The following is a 15,535-nucleotide window of genomic DNA, read 5'->3' as shown; positions in this document are numbered from 1 at the left end:
ATCGCCCTCATGGCATCGGGAGGCCGAGCGCCTTGATGCGGCGGTAGAGGTTGCCCCGGTCGACCTGGAGCAGGCGCGCTGCCCCCGCGATGCTCCCGCCCTCCTCCAGCGCGGCGCGGATGAGCTCCCGCTCGAAGTCCTCCACGTGCTCGCGGTAGGCCTTCTGTCCCAGCGTGGGGCGGGCCGCCCGAGGCGCTTGGGGCGCTGCTCCTTCCACCGCGTCGGCCGTTAGGGTGAGTGGGCCGTCGCCCCGCAGGAGGTTCAGGCGCTCGATGACGTTGCGCAGCTCGCGGACGTTGCCGGGCCAGCGGTAGGCGCGCAGGAGGGCCTCGGCTCCCGGCGCTACCATGAACGGGACGTGCGGCCCGGCGATCTCGGCGGCGAAGGCGCGGGCCAGCGGGAGAAGATCCTCGGGGCGCTCGCGCAGGGGCGGCACGGCGAGCGGCATGACGTTGAGCCGGAAGAAGAGGTCCTGCCGGAAGCGCCCCTCCTTCACCGCGCGGGCCAGGTCCTGGTGCGTGGCCGCGAGGATACGGACGTCTACTGCGATGGGCCCTGTGCTGCCCAGCCGCTCTACTTCCTTGGTCTCCAGGGCGCGCAGCAACTTGGCCTGAAGCTCCAGCGGCATATCCCCCAGCTCATCGAGGAAGAGCGTGCCGCCCTGGGCCTGCTCGAAGCGGCCGGGCCTGCGCGCGGTGGCTCCGGAGAAGGCGCCCTTCTCGTGGCCGAACAGTTCACTCTCCAGCAGGGTGGCGGGGATGGCCGCGCAGTTGATGGCCACGAAGCGTCCCTTGCGCCCCGAGGCCAAGTGGAGCGCCCGGGCGACGCGCTCCTTGCCCGTGCCCGTCTCGCCGGTGATGAGGACGGCGGCATCGCTCGGGCCCACGCGGGAGATGAGGTGGCGCAGGTGCTCCATGGCGGGGCTCTCGCCCACGAGGTGCCCGGGGCGGGCCAGGTCCTCCAGCAGCCGCTGACGCTCCTCCTGCAGCGCACCCAGGGCGAGCGCATTGCGCAGCGCGGTGAGGAGGCGCTCGGGGGAGGGCGGCTTCTCCACGAAGTCCGTGGCGCCCAGCTTCAGGGCCTGCACGGCCTCGGCGGGGGAGGCTTCGCCGGACAGCACCACCACGGGCGCGGGCAGGGGGCGGGGCAGGCGCGCGAGGAACTCCAGGCCCGTCTCGCCAGGCATGCGCAGGTCCAGGAGCATGAGCTCCGGCGGGCCCTCGGGGGCGTCGAGCAGGCGCGAGGCCTCGGCGGCGGAGCGGGCCTCCACGGGCTGGAAGCCCTCGTCCGAGAGCAGCCCTCGGAGACCCTTGAGGACCCCAGGGTCGTCATCGACGAGGAGGATGCGAGGTCCAGGCTTCATGTCGCGGACGGGGCGAGGGGGAGATCCACGAGCGCTAGCGTACCGCCACCGGGCGCGGGTTCCAGGCGCAAGGAGCCCCCGTGTTCATGGGCGATCTTCTGCGCGATGGGCAGGCCGAGCCCGCTGCCCCCGGGCTTGGTGCTGAAGAGACCTCGGGTGAGGGCGGCACCCTCCAGCACGGCGGGGATGCCCGCGCCGCCATCACGGATGGTGATTCGCACGGAGTCCGGTCGGGATTCCACGGACAGGTGGACCGGTGGTACGCCGGGAGAGGAGGCCTCGGTGGCGTTCTTCACGAGGTTGCCGAAGAGGCGGCGCAGGCCGTCGGGGTCCGCGTGGAGGGTGGGCTCGGATCCGGGAGCCAGCTCCACTGGGACGGGCGAGGCGCCCTGGTAGAGCGTGCAGACTTCGGCGAGCAGCGGGCGCAGGGCCACGGGCTGGAAGCGCGGCGCTGGCAGGCGAGCGAAGGCGGAGAAGCTCTGGGTCATGCGCATGAGCAGCTCCACTTCCTCTTGGAGGAGCGCTACGGCCTCGGAGATGCGGGTGGAATCGGGAGGGGAGGAGGCATCCGTCCGGGAGAGACGCGCGAGCGAAAGCTTCATTGCAGTGAGCGGGTTCTTCAGCTCGTGGGCCAGGGCGCGGGCGATGTCCTGCCACGCGGCGATCTGTTCGGCGGCCTTGAGGCGCTCGCGCTGGGCGAGGAGCTCCTGGCCCATTCGGTTGAAGCCAGCGAAGAGGAACTGGAACTCGTCTCGCGGGTGCTCGGGGGCGGGGAGGCGCACGGAGAGATCTCCACGCGCATAGGCCGTCATGCCCTGGGTGAGGGTGGTGACGGGCCGGGAGAGGGCGCGGCCGAGCAACACCGCAGCGAGGGCGAGCACGGCGGTCGCGCCGACCACCAGCGCGGTGATGAACATGGGCACGCGGCGAACGAGCGCCCTTCGGGCCAGCTCCGCCTGAGCGAGGTTGAGCCGGGCCTCATCGAGCGAGGCCTGCGAGAGCCCTTGGCGCTCCAGGTCGGCGGACACGTCCTCGAGGACGCGCTCCACGGGGGACACGGACACGGAGAGCAGCCGCTCCAGGGCGCTCTGGGCGAGCAGCCCCATGAGCACGAGCGGCACGAGTCCCGCTGCCAGCATCACGGCCAGCAGCCGTCGCCGGAAGCGGGCGGGAGGAGAAGGGAGGGATAAGGTGGGCCTCATCGCTTAAGGCACACCCGAAGTCGTGGCAGGGCGCAGCTTCCTGGCGTTGGCGATCTCTGCCTTCAACCAGTCCCGATAAAAGTGCGTGCTCGTGAACTCCGAAAACTCCACGGGCGGAGTGGAGGAAGTGGTTGCGATGCCCACGAGCATGCCGTCGCGGAAGCAGGGGCCACCGCTGTCTCCTCCCAGGGTGTGAGAGCCCTTCTGGCCCACGAGGAACGTTTTTCCGACCGTTTCCAACGCCGCGACCGTGTTCTGCCCGGAGCGGCGCTCCCCGCTATAGCCATTGGTGCGGCTGTCATTTCCGAAGCCCACCAGGATGACCTGCTCCCGGAGGCTGACTGCACGATCCGCCAGAGCTGCAGGTGGAGCCTCTTGTTCGCTGAACGGCTCGTCCAGGGCGATGACCGCGAGATCCGCTTCGTTCACCAGCACCTGCCCTTGCTCATCCAGGACAATCCTGAAGTCACGGTGGGCCCGAACCTTCCCAGTCCGCCCCCTGTGGTCTGAGTCTGTCTTCGACGCCTGCTTGTAGACGACCGTCATCACTGTGGCCGAGGCCGTGCACGTGGAACTGTCCATCAGGGTGCCGCCACTGGCGGAGGTTCCAAGACGCGTTTTGTCCTGGCCCGTTCGTTGCCCAACCCTGGGAATCCCACAGACACAATGGGCTGCGGTGAGGGCAAGCCGAGGATCAATGAGCACCCCACTGCAGGTTCTCGAGCCACCCCGCTCCAGCGGGACTCTGACCAGCACGGTGGAGGGATAGCGGTTCTCGACGTCCAGTTCGCTCTCCGTCAGGACCAGATGCATGCCTTGGGGCGGGACACCGTCCGCTCTCCACTCCCGGCGATACGTGCCGAGGGCGGGAGCTTGCGCGGAGCACCCAGCACTCACGAGCAGCATGAGAGTGAGCCACCTCGAGACAGCAGTCGGGTGTTGCTGGGGCGTGATCACGGGAGCCTCCTCGCGGGTCAGCGCAACGTGTCCAGGCGCTGCATTTGTGTGTGCAGCCAGGTTCGATAGGGGACAACGCTCGTGAAGGCGGCGCCCTGGCCCAGGTGCCGGCTCGACACTCCGGCCAGGGTGGCGCCCTGAGGACCCTCGCGAAGACAGGGGCCTCCACTGTCCAGCCGGTAGGCCTGACGCCCTGGCTGTTCAATGAGGACTCTTCCCTGGCCAGCGGAGGCGAATTCCTTGACCTTGTTTTTGCTGAAGCGGCGGTCTCCGTTGAACCCGTCCGCGATCTCGTCGTAGCCGTAGCCGACGATGGTCACGAAGTCGTTGAGCTCCACTTCCTTCGCGGCCAGTGGAACAGGGCGGAAGGCTCCCGTGAGTGGTTCCTCCAAGAGGATGAGAGCGAGGTCCGCTGTGCTGGAGAGCACCTCGTCCTGAACTCCGAGGGCAATATGAAGGGCGGGATGAGGAAAGATCTTTCCAGAGGTCCCTCGGCGATCTGAGTCCATCTCGCGAGGGGGGTGGTAGACGACCGTGGTGACGGTCGAGGAAGGCGCGCATGCCGAGCTGTCGATGAAGGTCCGGACAGGTCCTCCCGTCGAGGAGTTTTCGTGGCGCCCGCAGACACAGTGGCCCGCAGTGAGCACCATGCGGGGATGGATGACGGCCCCACTGCACCGAAGAACGGTGGACCCGACGGAGGTGGCGACCATGACTGTCGCTGGGTAGTGATTCTCGACATCGATCGGGCCGGCCAGCTCGAACACGTGCTCATCGAGGAGCGGCAGTTCTCGCGCTGCCGCCAAGGGGGCGGCGCTCCCGCTATCAGGAACGAAACCTTCCCCGGGAACAGGAGCGGGTGAAGGCGCCGCGCGCTGCTGGCACCCACCCAGCACCAGCGGGAGGAAGAGCAGCGTTGCCCGGATAAGCCGGTGGGAGCGGGAAGGCATAGCCACGATGCCTGCAGATGCTGCCGGAAGCGTGCGATTCCTCCAAGGGACCTTCATGCCAAGGCGCGGGGTTTCCCGTCTGCGGGCGAGCCCTGAGCGGGAGCCCGGGCGCCCGCAGTGCAGGCGGGCGGAGTCCCAGGGCAGAGAGGCCGGGGGCCTGATAGCCTCGGGCGTGGATGGCTCGCCTCATCGCCCCGGCCCAGAGTTGGCTGTTCAGCCGCGGAGTGGACCTCACCGTGTTCGCGGGGGCCGCGCTCGTGTCCGTGGCCGTGGTGCTCGCCGCGCCGTGGCTCGGTGCCGCGGGAGACACGCCCCTGTGGGCTTGGGTGCTGCTCGTCGTCTGCGTGGACGTGGCCCACGTCTGGTCCACCGTGTTTCGCACCTACTTGGACGTCGAGGAGCTGCGCCAGCGGCCCGCGCTGTACGTCGCCGCCCCGCTCGCCGCCTACGTCATCGGCGTCCTGGCCCACATGGCCTCGCCCGGTACCTTCTGGCGGCTGTTCGCCTACGTGGCCCTCTTCCACTTCGTGCGCCAGCAGTACGGCTGGGTGGCACTCTACGATCGCAAGGCTCGCATCTCGGAACTCGAGCGGCGCCTGGACGCCGCTGCCGTTTACGCCGCCACGCTTGGCCCGGTCGTCTGGTGGCATGCCCACCTCCCGCGCGCCTTCTGGTGGTTCGTGGAGAACGACTTTCTCTCCGGGCTTCCCGAGTGGGCCGGCACGGTGGCGCTCACCGTTCACGGACTGGTGCTGGCCGCATGGGTTCTCTTCCAGGCCGTGCGCGTCATCCGTGGCGAGGGGCTTCAGGTCGGCAAGGTGCTCCTCGTGCTTGCCACGTGGGTGACGTGGTTCGGCGGCATCGTCCTGGCCCAGGATGACTTCACCTTCACGGTGATGAACGTCGTCCTCCACGGTGTGCCGTACTTCGCGCTTCTGTTCCGCTACGCCCGCGGCCGCTACGCCGAGGGGGGATACGGCCCGCTGGCTCCGTTGGTGCGCGCAGGCCTGCCCGCCTTCCTCCTGTTCCTGGCCGCCCTGGCCTTCGGCGAGGAGCTGCTGTGGGACCGGCTCGTCTGGCACGACCGCCCCGTCCTCTTCGGCGCGAGTGGCTTCACCCTGGAACCGGACCTGCTGGCCCTCGTGGTGCCGCTGTTGGCACTCCCCCAGGCCACCCATTATCTGCTGGATGCCTTCGTCTGGAAGCCGAGCCGGGACCCGGCACTCCTGGCCCGGCTGGGGTGGGCCTCCAGGACGAGCGAAGGTTCGCCACGAGGCACCGTGACACCTTCTTCGGTAGCCATGGCGCGTCCCTCTGACTAAGTGGAGGGTTGCCTATGTCGCGACTCCTCTTGGTCTCCAATCGTCTCCCCGTCACCGTCAAGGCCGAGAAGGAGCACGTCTCCGTGGTCCGCAGCGCGGGCGGCCTGGCCACAGGCCTGAGCGGGCCGCATGAGCGCTCGGGCGGCCTGTGGATTGGCTGGCCTGGGGATGTCTCCCGTCTGTCGAGCCCCCAGCGCGCCGAGGTCGAGTCCCAGCTCGCCGCGCTGCGCTGCGTGCCGCTGTACCTCAGCCCCAGCGAGGTGGCGCGCTTCTACGAGGGCTACTCCAACCGTGTCCTCTGGCCGCTGTGCCACTACCTGCTGGACCGCATGCCGCGGCACCACCGGGACTGGGACGCCTACGCCAAGGCCAACGAGCGCTTCGCCGAGCTGGTCGCGCGCCACTACCAGCCCGGAGACACCATCTGGGTCCACGACTACCAGCTCATGCTGGTGCCGGGCCTGCTGCGCGAGCGGCTCCCCGAGGCGCGCATTGGCTACTTCCACCACATTCCGTTCCCCTCGAGCGAGATCTTCCAGACGCTGCCCCACCGCGAGAAGCTGCTGCGCGGCCTGCTGGGCGCGGACGTGGTGGGCTTCCACACGCCAGGCTATGCGTACCACTTCTCCAGCGCGCTCCTGCGGGTGCTCGGGCTGGAGACGGACATGGACCACGTCACCCATGAAGGCCGCATCGTGCGGCTGGGCTCCTTCCCCATGGGCATCGACGCGGAGTCCTTCGAGCGGCTGGCGCATGACCCTGGGGTGCTCGGAGAGGTGAGCGTCATCCAGGAGCGCAGTGACGGGCAGCGGTTGCTGCTGGGCATCGACCGGCTGGACTACACCAAGGGCATCCCCCGGCGGCTCCTGGCGGTGCAGCGGCTGCTGGAGCGGGAGCCGGCTTGGCGTGGGCGCCTGCGGCTCGTCCAGGTCGCCGTGCCCAGCCGCACGCAGGTGGAGGACTACGCCGCCTACCGCGACAAGGTGGACGAGCTGGTGGGCCGCATCAATGGGCAGTATGGCACCGTTCACAACGTCCCCGTTCATTACCTCTACCGCTCCTTCAACGAGCGGCAGTTGGTGGGCCTGTACCGGGCGGCGGACGTGATGCTCGTGACGCCCATCCGGGATGGGATGAACCTGGTGGCCAAGGAGTTCTGCGCGGCGCGGCCGGATGAGGACGGCGTGCTCATCCTGAGCGAGTTCGCTGGAGCTGCCACGGAGCTGCGTGACGCTGTCATCGTCAACCCGTACGACATCGATGGCATGGCGGACGCCATCGAGCATGCCCTGGAGATGCCCGTGGAGGAGCGCCGCCGGCGGATGCGCGCCCTGCGTGCCCAGGTGAAGTCCCGCGACGTGCACTGGTGGGTGAGCCACTTCCTGGACACGCTCCAGTCTGTGCCCCAGCGGAGCACGAAGCCCGGGGCGGCCGCGGAGTTGATCGAGCGGCTGAGGGGAACGCGGCAGCGCGTGCTGCTGCTGGACTACGACGGGACGCTGGTGGGCAGCGCGCCACGGCCAGAGCTGGCCGTGCCGGATCCGGAGCTGCTGGAGCTGCTGGGGCGCGTGGCGGCCCTGCCGGGCATCCACGTGCACATCGTCAGCGGGAGGATGAAGGAGACGCTGGAGGAGTGGATGGGCGCGTTGCCGGTGGGGCTCCATGCGGAGCACGGCCTCTGGTCGCGCTCTGCTCCGGGAGCGCCTTGGAAGATGCTGGAGGGAGTGGCGCCCGAGTGGAAGGAGCTGGCGCGGCCGATGCTGGACTTGTTCACCTCGCGAGTGCCGGGCTCGTTCGTGGAGGAGAAGACAGCGTCACTGGCGTGGCACTACCGTCAGGTGGATCCGGACTTCGGCGCGTGGCAGTCGCGGGAGCTTCGCCTGAAGCTGTGCGAGGTGCTGGGCCGCAGCCCGCTCGAGGTGCTGGCCGGGGACAAGGTGGTCGAGGTGCGGCCCCGTGGAGTGAACAAGGGGTGCGTGGTAGCCCAGTCGCTGGAGGGCACGGAGCCCGGCACACTGGTGGCGGCCTTTGGGGATGACCGCACGGACGAGGATTTGTTCGCCGCGCTGCCGGAGGGAGCCATCTCCGTGCACTCGGACGGCAAGGCCTCGCGCGCCGGGTACCGGGTGAAGGGCCCGGCCGAGGTGCGCAAGGTGCTCGTTGCGCTGCTGCAGGGCTGAGGAAAGCAGCGCTTAGCCGATCTTGTAGCGCTTGAGCTTCTCGTAGAGCGTGCGCAGGCCGATCCCCAGCCGCTCGGAGGCCTCGCGCCGGTTGCCGCCGACCTCTTGCAGCACTCTCTCGATGGTGCGCCGCTCCATCTCCTCAAGCGTCATCGCGCCCGTCTCCGCGCCCGTGGCCGCGGGAGCGGCAGCAGGCGCGGGAGTGCGTGCAGGCTCCACCAGCAGGTGCCAAGGCTCCAGGATCTCTCCGTCCGAGAGGATGGCCGCTCGCTCCAGCGCGTTCGCCAGCTCGCGGATGTTTCCCGTCCACTGACCCCCGAGCAGCTCCTTCTTCGCCGCCTCGGACAGCTTCAGCACCGGCCGCTTCAGCTCATGGCAGGCCCGCGCCAGCAGCACGTCCGCCAGCGGGAGGATGTCTCCCTTGCGCTCTCGCAGCGGTGGCAGCTTTACCGGGAACACCGAGAGCCGGTGATAGAGGTCCTCGCGGAACGTCCCATCGGCAATCTGCCCGCGCAGATCCCGGTGCGTCGCCGCGATCCACCGCACGTCCACCTCCAGCGTCCGTGTGCCGCCCACGCGCTCGAAGGCACGCTCCTGTAGTACTCGCAGCAGCCTTGCCTGGATCGCCGGCTTCAGCTCGCCCACCTCGTCCAGGAAGAACGTACCGCCGTGTGCCAGCTCAATGCGCCCACGCTTGCGGTCCGTGGCCCCTGTGAACGCGCCCTTCTCGTGGCCGAACAGCTCGCTCTCCAGCAACCCCTCGGACAGCGTGGCGCAGTTGATGGCCACGAAAGGCCCCTGGGCCCGATCGCTCATGCGGTGGATGGCCCGCGCCGCCACCTCCTTGCCCGTCCCACTCTCGCCCAGCAGCAGCACCGTGGCATGCGTGCGCGCCACCTTCCTCAGCGCCTCCACCACCGGCGTCATGGCCGGATCTCCGTAGCTCAGCACCGGCGCTTCCGCCGTCGCCTGTACCACCTCGGCCTGATCCTTCAGCCTGCGCCGCTCCAGCGCCCGGTTGGCCAGGAGCCGCAGCTCCGCCGGTCCGCTCACCGGCTTCTGGATGAAGTCGAACGCTCCCAGCTTCATTGCCTGTACGGCGTTCTCCACGTTCCCGTGCGCCGTCAGCACGATGAACTCCACCTCGGGCTGTTCTGCCTGCGCCTTCTCCAGCAACTGCATCCCGCCCATTCCTGGCATCCGCAGGTCCGTCAGCACCAAGTCGAAGCTCTTGGCTCGCAGGCGCTCCAGCCCCTCCTCGCCGCTCGCCGCCTCCTCGATCTGATGACCGTCCAGCTCGAGGCTCTCCGCCAGGAAGCTCCGGACGCCCTCTTCATCGTCCACCACCAGAATGCGTCCCATGTCTCGAACCTCCTGCCTGGAGCCTCGCGCTCAGGCCGCAAAGGGAATGCGCACGCGGAACAGCGCCCCACCCTCGGGGTGGTTGCTGGCCCGGATGCTGCCACCGTGCAGCTCCACCACCCGCCGCGCTACGGCCAGCCCCAGCCCGTTGCCCAGCGGCCGCCCCGTGTGGAACGGCTCGAAGATGACGTTCTCCTGACCCGGCGGGATGCCGCTGCCCACGTCTCGCACCTCATAGAGCAGCGCCTGCTCTTCCGTGGCGATGCGCGCGAACACCGAGCTTCCCGCCGGTGAGGCCTGCACCGCGTTGCGCAGCAGATTGCTCAGCACCTGCTGCATCCGCGCCGCATCCAGCGACCACGAAGCGGGCGCGCCCTGCGCATCCAACTCGATGAGCCGCGGGTCTACCTCCTCGGCCGCAGCCCGGACCACCGCCACCGGATCCGTCTCCTGCCGTTGGATGGTGCCCGTGCGCACGAAGGCCAGCAGGCTGCTCGTCAGGTCCTCCAGCCGCAGCGCCTCCTTCACCACACGCTCGGCCTTCGTCCGCGAGCGGCCCTCGGGCAGCGCCTCGGCGAGCAGCTGCGCGTGACCCTTGAGTGAGGCCAGCGGGTTGCGCAGCTCGTGCGCCAGCACCGCGGACATTTCTCCCAGCACGGCCAGGTGCCGCTCGCGAGCCAGTTTGGCCTCCAGCGCCTCGCGCCCCTTCAGCCACCGGAAAGCAATGGCCGCCCCCGTCAGCAGCGCCAGCGCGACAATGCTGCTGATGAGCAGCGAGCGCCGCGAGCCGGCCTCGAGCTCCTGGGCCATCAACGGTTCGAACTCGACGATGGTGGGCGGCAAATCCCTCCTGCGGTTGGGCGGGGGCTGATTCGCGGGAGCTGGAGGCGGGGGGGAACCACCCGGTGGCGGGCCACGTTGGAAACCTCCGGCCTCACGAGGCGGTGGGCTGGGAGGCTCTCCATTCAGAGGCGGGGCCCCCGGAGGAGGCGCCGCTTGCGGAGGAGGCGGAGGCACTCGCACCACCACGCGGATGCGGGAGCCAACCTCCGTGAGGACTGTCTCGGGCTCCATGCCATGAGGCAGCAGCTCTACGGAGGGAGGACCTCCCAAGGCTGTGCCGACTTCGAAGGGCCCATCGCGTGGCACCAGGGCCAGGTACCGCACCCCCTGCTCCTGGAGGTGGGTGAGCAGCCGCTCCAGCTTTGCGGAGGTGGGCGGCATGCCGAGGTCCCGAAGCCCCTGGCGAACGGCCTCAATGACCAGCTGCGCCTGGCCACGGACGAGGTTCTCGGAGATGTGGTGCACGCGCGAGTGGCTCACCACTGCGGAGAGCACCATCCCGCTGCCCATCAGGATCGCGGTGATGAGGATCCCCCAGCGCGACCACCGCATGAGGCGGACGGGGTCTCCAGCACGCATGTGCAGGAGCCTAGCACGCTCCGACTCCTGGCTCCTCGCCCTCACCATGGAGGGAGGGCAGAGCAAGGGGTGGACCAACCTCCCAGCCCCATCGAGACAGCGTCATTCCCCAGGGTTCCCCGCAGCACCCCGCCGGTGTCTCCGACGGGTGCTGCGGAATCCGCACCTGGGAGTGCGGAATGTGCACGTGCTCAGTCCCTGGCGGGGCTCAGCGCTCGGCCGTCTTCCCCATCGGCGGGCCCTGGAGCACCACCTTGCGGTTGAACGCCTGGTCCACGCGGCCGAGGAAGTCGCGGAACGCCGCGTACTCATCCACCTTCACGCGCGCAGAGGTCATCGCCACCTCGCCGTCGGCGATGAGCTTGCCGCCCTCCTGGCGGTAGGTCAGCTTCACCCGGCCCCAGGAGTGCTTCTCCTCGAGCGGCGGCGGCAGCTCGGACACCGTGTAGCCCGCGGGTAGCGTGTAGTTCAGCGTGAACTGGTTCATCCACGGGCCCTGCATCACCAGGTCGAACCGGCGCTCCACCAGCGTGGCGTAGGCCTGCTGGTAGGTGCGGCCCGTGCCGAACGGCAGGAAGCGCAGCGCCGAGCCCGACACCACCTCCGCGTAGCGCGGAATCGTCATCGTGAAGTCCATGTCCACGTCGTGGTCCAGCAGCGTGGTGTCATTGAGCTTCACCTCGTTCACCGTGAGCCCCGGGAAGCTCTGCGCCCAGGCGCGCTCGAAGGTGGACTTGCGCGTGGCCGTCGTGCGGTACGCCCGCCGGTACTCCGCCGCCTGCTGGCCGCCCACCGTGCTCAGGCCCTTCACCACCGCGCCCCCGTCCGGCCTGAGCGCCACGTCCATGGTGAGCCGCGTGACGTTCTCCTCGTACTTGGCCTCGGGCGTGACGCGGAAGGTGCTCGTCCCATCCGGCTCGACGATGAGCACCGTGGCCCGCCGGTCCGCGCTCGGCAGCTCGCGCGCCCCGTGGAACTCCGCCGTCCCGTCCAGGAAGGTGTCGTACTTGGGGATGTAGACGATGGCGTGGTTGAAGGCCGCCAGGCTCGCCGGCTCCTCACCGATGTAGCCCAGGTTCCGCATGCGCAAGAGCACCATGCGGCTGTCCACCCCCGCAATCTTCAGCATCGCGTGGATGAGGCTCGCCTTGTCCTTACAGTCGCCGAAGCGCCGCGCCAGAATGCGGTCTACCCGGTACGGCTTGTAGCCGTGGATGCCGAACTCCAGCGCCACGTAGCGCGTGTTGGCCACCACGAAGTTGTAGACGGCGCGAATCACCGCCTGATCATCCTTGCGGTCCACGCCCGTGAGCACGCGGTCCACCGTCTGGCGCAGCTCGTCGTTGGGCGTGAGCTGATCCCTTACCAGGCCCCACCAGTAGCGGCTCACCTGCTCCCAGGACTTGTACGTGGACACGTGCAGCGGCGGCGCCACCTCGGCCCAGCCCGGCATGCCCGGCTCTGGCACCACCTTGGGCACGCCCTTCGTCTTCCACTGGTAGAGCATGCGCCCGCCGTCCATCTCCTCCGTGGTGGCTGCCAGGCCCGGCACCTTCGAGGCGTTGGAGTACAGGGCGCGCTCCTTGGGCATGTCCACCGAGTACTGGAAGCGCAGCTTCGGGTAGATGCCCTGGATGTTCTCCACCTCGCCGAAGTAGTCCGACAGCAGGTTGTCCTGCGCCGTGTCCTCGATGCGGTACTGCAGCTCCAGCACGTCGCCCGGCGCCAGCGCGGGGAAGTTCAGCATCTTCGCGCGGGCGTCGTAGTACATGCCCGTCCACGGCTCGTTGATGTTGCGCTCGGTGTCGCTGTAGCTGTCCACCACGGAGCCGTCCGGCTTGGTGATGCGCGCACGCAGCACCTTCACCTCCTGGCGATCCGGCGAGTACGCCACCGGCTGCGTGCGGAAGTCCTCCACACCGCGCTGGTTGAGCACCTTCACCACCAGCTGGTGCAGCCGGCTCGTGAGCCCGTTCTTCTGCACGCGCACGTAGGTGTTCTCCACCACGTAAACCGCGTCCTCGTTCGGGTAGGCCTCCACTTCCTTGATGAGCGGCGTGGCGTCCACCAGGTACTTCGTGCCGTAGCCGCCGGACTCGCCCTTCAGGGTGCGCAGCGCCTCCTTCAGAGAGGGGTTCTGCGGCCGCAGCACCAGCGCCCGCTCCATGGCGGCCATGGCCTCATCCCGGCGCCCAGCGGCCAGCAGCGCACGGCCCTCGCGCTCGTAGATTTCAGGCTCGTCCGGGGCCAGCGCCCGGGCCTCGGCGAAGTTCGCCACCGCCGCGTCCACCTGCCCGTTGGCGGCGCGCAGCTCACCCAGCCGCACGCGCGAGTCATTGTCGAAGGGGTTCAGGCCCAGCTGCGTGGAGTACTCGCGCGTGGCCGCCTCCACCTGCCCGAGGTCCGCCAGCATCGAGCCCAGCATGCGGCGGCTCGGCGAGTCGTCGTAGCGCAGCGCCAGCAGCACGCGCAGCCGATCCAGCACCTCCTGGGTGCGCTCCAGCTTGCGCGAAGACATGGCCGCCGCCCGCACCACCCGGGGCACGCGAGGCTGGCGGCGGAACGTCTCCTCCACCATCAGCTGTGCCTTGGCCGGCTCGCCCAGCGCCTCGTACGCGCGCGCCAGCGTCAGCTGCGCCGAGCCCGCGTCGGGCGCCTTTTCCACCACCGGCATGAGCAGCGGGGGCACGCGCTCCGGGTGGCCGCGATCCAGCTCGTGCTCGGCCAGCGCCACGCGCGCCGACACCGAGTCCGGCGCCGCCTTGAGGGCCGCCTCCAGGTAATAGCGCCGCAGGTTGAGGTCATCCCGCTGGTTCGACGCGGCCAGCAACTGCAGGCCCACGTCAGCCGGGGCCCCCTTGGCCGCGCGCTCGGACTCCGCCGCGGCGGTGTGCTCGCGCTCGTCATACGCGCGGAAGAAGGAGAGCACCGTGGCGTACTCGCCGCGCAGCGTGGCGTCCTCCGGCTTCTTCTCCACCAGGGCGCGCATCGCCGAAGTCACCGTGGGCAGCACCTGAGGCGCCGGGCCCGTGCCCCGCTCCAGCGCGGGCGGAGTCCCCGGCAGCGCCACCTTCACCGCGCCGCGACCGCCCATCGGCTCCTGGCGCAGATAGAAGCCCAGCGGGCCCGTCTCCTGGCACACCTTGAGGAGCACGCGGTTGAGCCCCTTGCGCAGCTTCACCGCCACGCGGCTCTGGTCCGGCCGAGGCTGGTTGTACCGGTCCTCGCGCGCCGCCACCTGCCCGTTCACCCACAGCCGGAACGCTCCGGAGGTACCCACGCCCAGCGCCACCTGCGTCTCCGCGGGCGCCTCCAGCCACGTGAGCGCGTACGCCACCGCCTCGCGGTTCGGGCGCACCGCTGCGGCCAGATCCACATAGCCGTCCGCCGGAGCCACGGCGAGCTTGCGCCAGGACACCTCGCGGCCCTTGGCGCCTGCGAACTTCGCGGACAGGTCCACCGTGGCCGCCTCGGGGCCGAAGTCGGTGTCACAGCCGCTCTTGCCCTCGTTCTCGAAGCCGCCGACGACGTAGTAGTCGTTGATGAAGCCCAGCGCGCGGTTCACCTCGGCGGCGCGCACGGTGCGGCTGCGGGCGCGCTCCAGGTCCATCAGCAGCATGGTCGCTGTGGCGCGCGTGCCCGGGTCCGCGCTGCGCTTGCTGGCGATGGTGGCGTAGGTGCTCACCAGCGGCGTGATGTCCTCGAGGTCCTCCACCATCCCGTGCAGACGGACGAGGTAGGCGGTGCCACGAGGCGAGTTGGAGAGCTCAAGTGCCTTGTCCGCCAGCGCCTGGGCGGCCTCGGCCGTGGGGTCGGCGGGCCTGGCCAGGGCCAGGAGCGGGCAGGTGAGCACCAAGAGTGCGGCGAGCCATGTGAAGCGCGACATCCGTCGTATCCCTCGTCCTTCGGTGGGGTGGGCCATGGGGGCCCCAGAAAGGGGCGACCCCGTGAACAGGCGCCGGGGGAAGCACCTTCCCCTGCATGCGGCCTCGGGCAGCATCCAGGCAACCGAAAACGCCACTGGGCGTGAAAAACACGTCGCCCCGGAGACACCTCTATAAGGAAGGAGGAGCGTCAGCCGGGGCGTGAGGACGGGGGGCGCGCCTGCCTCTCCGGCAGGCGAGGGGGCAGGCTAGAGCGAGCGGAGGTGCGAGGGGTTCGGCGGCTGGCCCGGGGTCAGCTCGGCGCAGGCGGCGAACTCATCCGCCGCGAGCATCTCGGAGGCAGACAGGATGCGGTCCACGTCCAGCAGCAGGACGAGCCCGTTGCCATGGCGGCCCATGCCAGCGATGAAGGAGTCCATGTTGCTGGTGGCGCCGAAGGAGGGAGCGGCCACCACGTCCCTCGAGCTGAGGTGGACCTGGGCGCCCAGCGTGTCCGCCGTCAGCCCCAGCAGCGCCGTCTGGCCATCGTGCTGCACCGTCACCACGAGGACCACGGTGCGCGCGGCGGTGGAGCGGAACGCCTGTCCGAGCCGAGAGCCGAGATCCACCACCGGCACCGGCTTGCCGCCCACGGGAATGGCCCCGCGCATGAAGCGGGGCGCAGCGGGGACGTGGGTGACGGCGACGTCGGTGAGCACCTCGCGGACACACTCTGCGGGAATGGCGTAGTGCTCCCCACCCAGCATGAAGGTGGAGTACCGCTCAGCCTGCCCTGGCACCAGCGCCAGCGTCATAAGGTCACCTCGATCACGATCAGACAGAGGGGGAGAGTGCTGACCGGCGGTACAAACAGCTAAGTTGTGAAAATATATATGATCTAAAATCTGAGGAAA

Annotated in this window: 10 protein-coding genes; 2 read left to right on the top strand and 8 right to left on the bottom strand. The window is 69.4% G+C overall.

Going from position 1 to position 15,535, the window contains the following annotated elements; all coding sequences use genetic code 11:
- Positions 1 to 7: 7 nt before the first annotated feature.
- The 4 genes from DB31_RS28400 to DB31_RS47010 form a co-directional block, all read right to left on the bottom strand.
- On the bottom strand, positions 8 to 1,363 hold the full coding sequence (locus DB31_RS28400; RefSeq protein ID WP_044193187.1) for a sigma-54-dependent transcriptional regulator: 1,356 nt from the start codon (positions 1,361 to 1,363) through the stop codon (positions 8 to 10).
- A complete protein-coding gene (locus tag DB31_RS28395; protein WP_240486931.1) occupies positions 1,360 to 2,502 on the bottom strand; it encodes a sensor histidine kinase in 1,143 nt (380 codons plus the stop codon). Before DB31_RS28395 ends, DB31_RS28400 begins: the two co-directional genes overlap by 4 nt.
- 66 nt (positions 2,503 to 2,568) lie before the next feature.
- On the bottom strand, positions 2,569 to 3,378 hold the full coding sequence (locus DB31_RS28390; RefSeq protein ID WP_169787106.1) for a trypsin-like serine protease: 810 nt from the start codon (positions 3,376 to 3,378) through the stop codon (positions 2,569 to 2,571).
- Positions 3,379 to 3,539: 161 nt separating this feature from the next.
- Complete coding sequence (locus DB31_RS47010; protein ID WP_075306248.1) at positions 3,540 to 4,328, bottom strand: trypsin-like serine protease; 789 nt, start codon at positions 4,326 to 4,328, stop codon at positions 3,540 to 3,542.
- Positions 4,329 to 4,648: 320 nt separating this feature from the next.
- Here DB31_RS47010 and DB31_RS28375 point away from each other — a divergent pair, with 320 nt between their 5' ends.
- Complete coding sequence (locus DB31_RS28375) at positions 4,649 to 5,794, top strand: hypothetical protein (RefSeq protein WP_044193178.1); 1,146 nt, start codon at positions 4,649 to 4,651, stop codon at positions 5,792 to 5,794.
- Between the two features lie 14 nt (positions 5,795 to 5,808).
- The gene (locus DB31_RS28370; RefSeq protein ID WP_044193177.1) at positions 5,809 to 7,974 is read left to right on the top strand and encodes a bifunctional alpha,alpha-trehalose-phosphate synthase (UDP-forming)/trehalose-phosphatase; all 2,166 of its coding nucleotides are present in this window, start codon (positions 5,809 to 5,811) and stop codon (positions 7,972 to 7,974) included.
- Positions 7,975 to 7,986: 12 nt separating this feature from the next.
- On the opposite strand, the gene DB31_RS28365 is transcribed toward DB31_RS28370, so the two are convergent.
- The 4 genes from DB31_RS28365 to DB31_RS28350 all read right to left on the bottom strand — a co-directional run bounded on the left by DB31_RS28365 (position 7,987) and on the right by DB31_RS28350 (position 15,436).
- A complete protein-coding gene (locus DB31_RS28365; protein WP_044193176.1) occupies positions 7,987 to 9,336 on the bottom strand; it encodes a sigma-54-dependent transcriptional regulator in 1,350 nt (449 codons plus the stop codon).
- A 30-nt stretch (positions 9,337 to 9,366) separates the two neighbouring features.
- Positions 9,367 to 10,731 carry an ATP-binding protein gene (locus tag DB31_RS28360; RefSeq protein ID WP_052420316.1) on the bottom strand — a complete coding sequence of 455 codons (1,365 nt, stop codon included), beginning with the start codon at positions 10,729 to 10,731 and terminating at the stop codon, positions 9,367 to 9,369.
- Positions 10,732 to 10,966: 235 nt separating this feature from the next.
- On the bottom strand, positions 10,967 to 14,644 hold the full coding sequence (locus DB31_RS28355) for a DUF3857 domain-containing protein (protein ID WP_044193174.1): 3,678 nt from the start codon (positions 14,642 to 14,644) through the stop codon (positions 10,967 to 10,969).
- 246 nt (positions 14,645 to 14,890) lie between these two features.
- On the bottom strand, positions 14,891 to 15,436 hold the full coding sequence (locus tag DB31_RS28350; protein WP_044193172.1) for a chemotaxis protein CheW: 546 nt from the start codon (positions 15,434 to 15,436) through the stop codon (positions 14,891 to 14,893).
- Positions 15,437 to 15,535: the final 99 nt, after the last annotated feature.

The sequence above is a fragment of the Hyalangium minutum genome (genome assembly GCF_000737315.1).
Classification (GTDB): Bacteria; Myxococcota; Myxococcia; order Myxococcales; family Myxococcaceae; genus Hyalangium; species Hyalangium minutum.
Note: the sequence above shows the minus strand (reverse complement) of the source record. Positions and strands in the feature narration are given on the sequence as shown.

Excerpts from the sequence above, each read along its gene's own strand:
- DB31_RS28400 (WP_044193187.1), bottom strand. The coding sequence starts at position 1,363 with ATGAAGCCTGGACCTCGCATCCTCCTCGTCGATGACGACCCTGGGGTC.
- DB31_RS28395 (WP_240486931.1), bottom strand. The coding sequence starts at position 2,502 with ATGCTGGCAGCGGGACTCGTGCCGCTCGTGCTCATGGGGCTGCTCGCC.
- DB31_RS28390 (WP_169787106.1), bottom strand. The coding sequence starts at position 3,378 with ATGCATCTGGTCCTGACGGAGAGCGAACTGGACGTCGAGAACCGCTAT.
- DB31_RS28375 (WP_044193178.1), top strand. The coding sequence starts at position 4,649 with ATGGCTCGCCTCATCGCCCCGGCCCAGAGTTGGCTGTTCAGCCGCGGA.
- DB31_RS28370 (WP_044193177.1), top strand. The coding sequence starts at position 5,809 with ATGTCGCGACTCCTCTTGGTCTCCAATCGTCTCCCCGTCACCGTCAAG.
- DB31_RS28365 (WP_044193176.1), bottom strand. The coding sequence starts at position 9,336 with ATGGGACGCATTCTGGTGGTGGACGATGAAGAGGGCGTCCGGAGCTTC.
- DB31_RS28360 (WP_052420316.1), bottom strand. The coding sequence starts at position 10,731 with ATGCGGTGGTCGCGCTGGGGGATCCTCATCACCGCGATCCTGATGGGC.
- DB31_RS28355 (WP_044193174.1), bottom strand. The coding sequence starts at position 14,644 with ATGTCGCGCTTCACATGGCTCGCCGCACTCTTGGTGCTCACCTGCCCG.
- DB31_RS28350 (WP_044193172.1), bottom strand. The coding sequence starts at position 15,436 with ATGACGCTGGCGCTGGTGCCAGGGCAGGCTGAGCGGTACTCCACCTTC.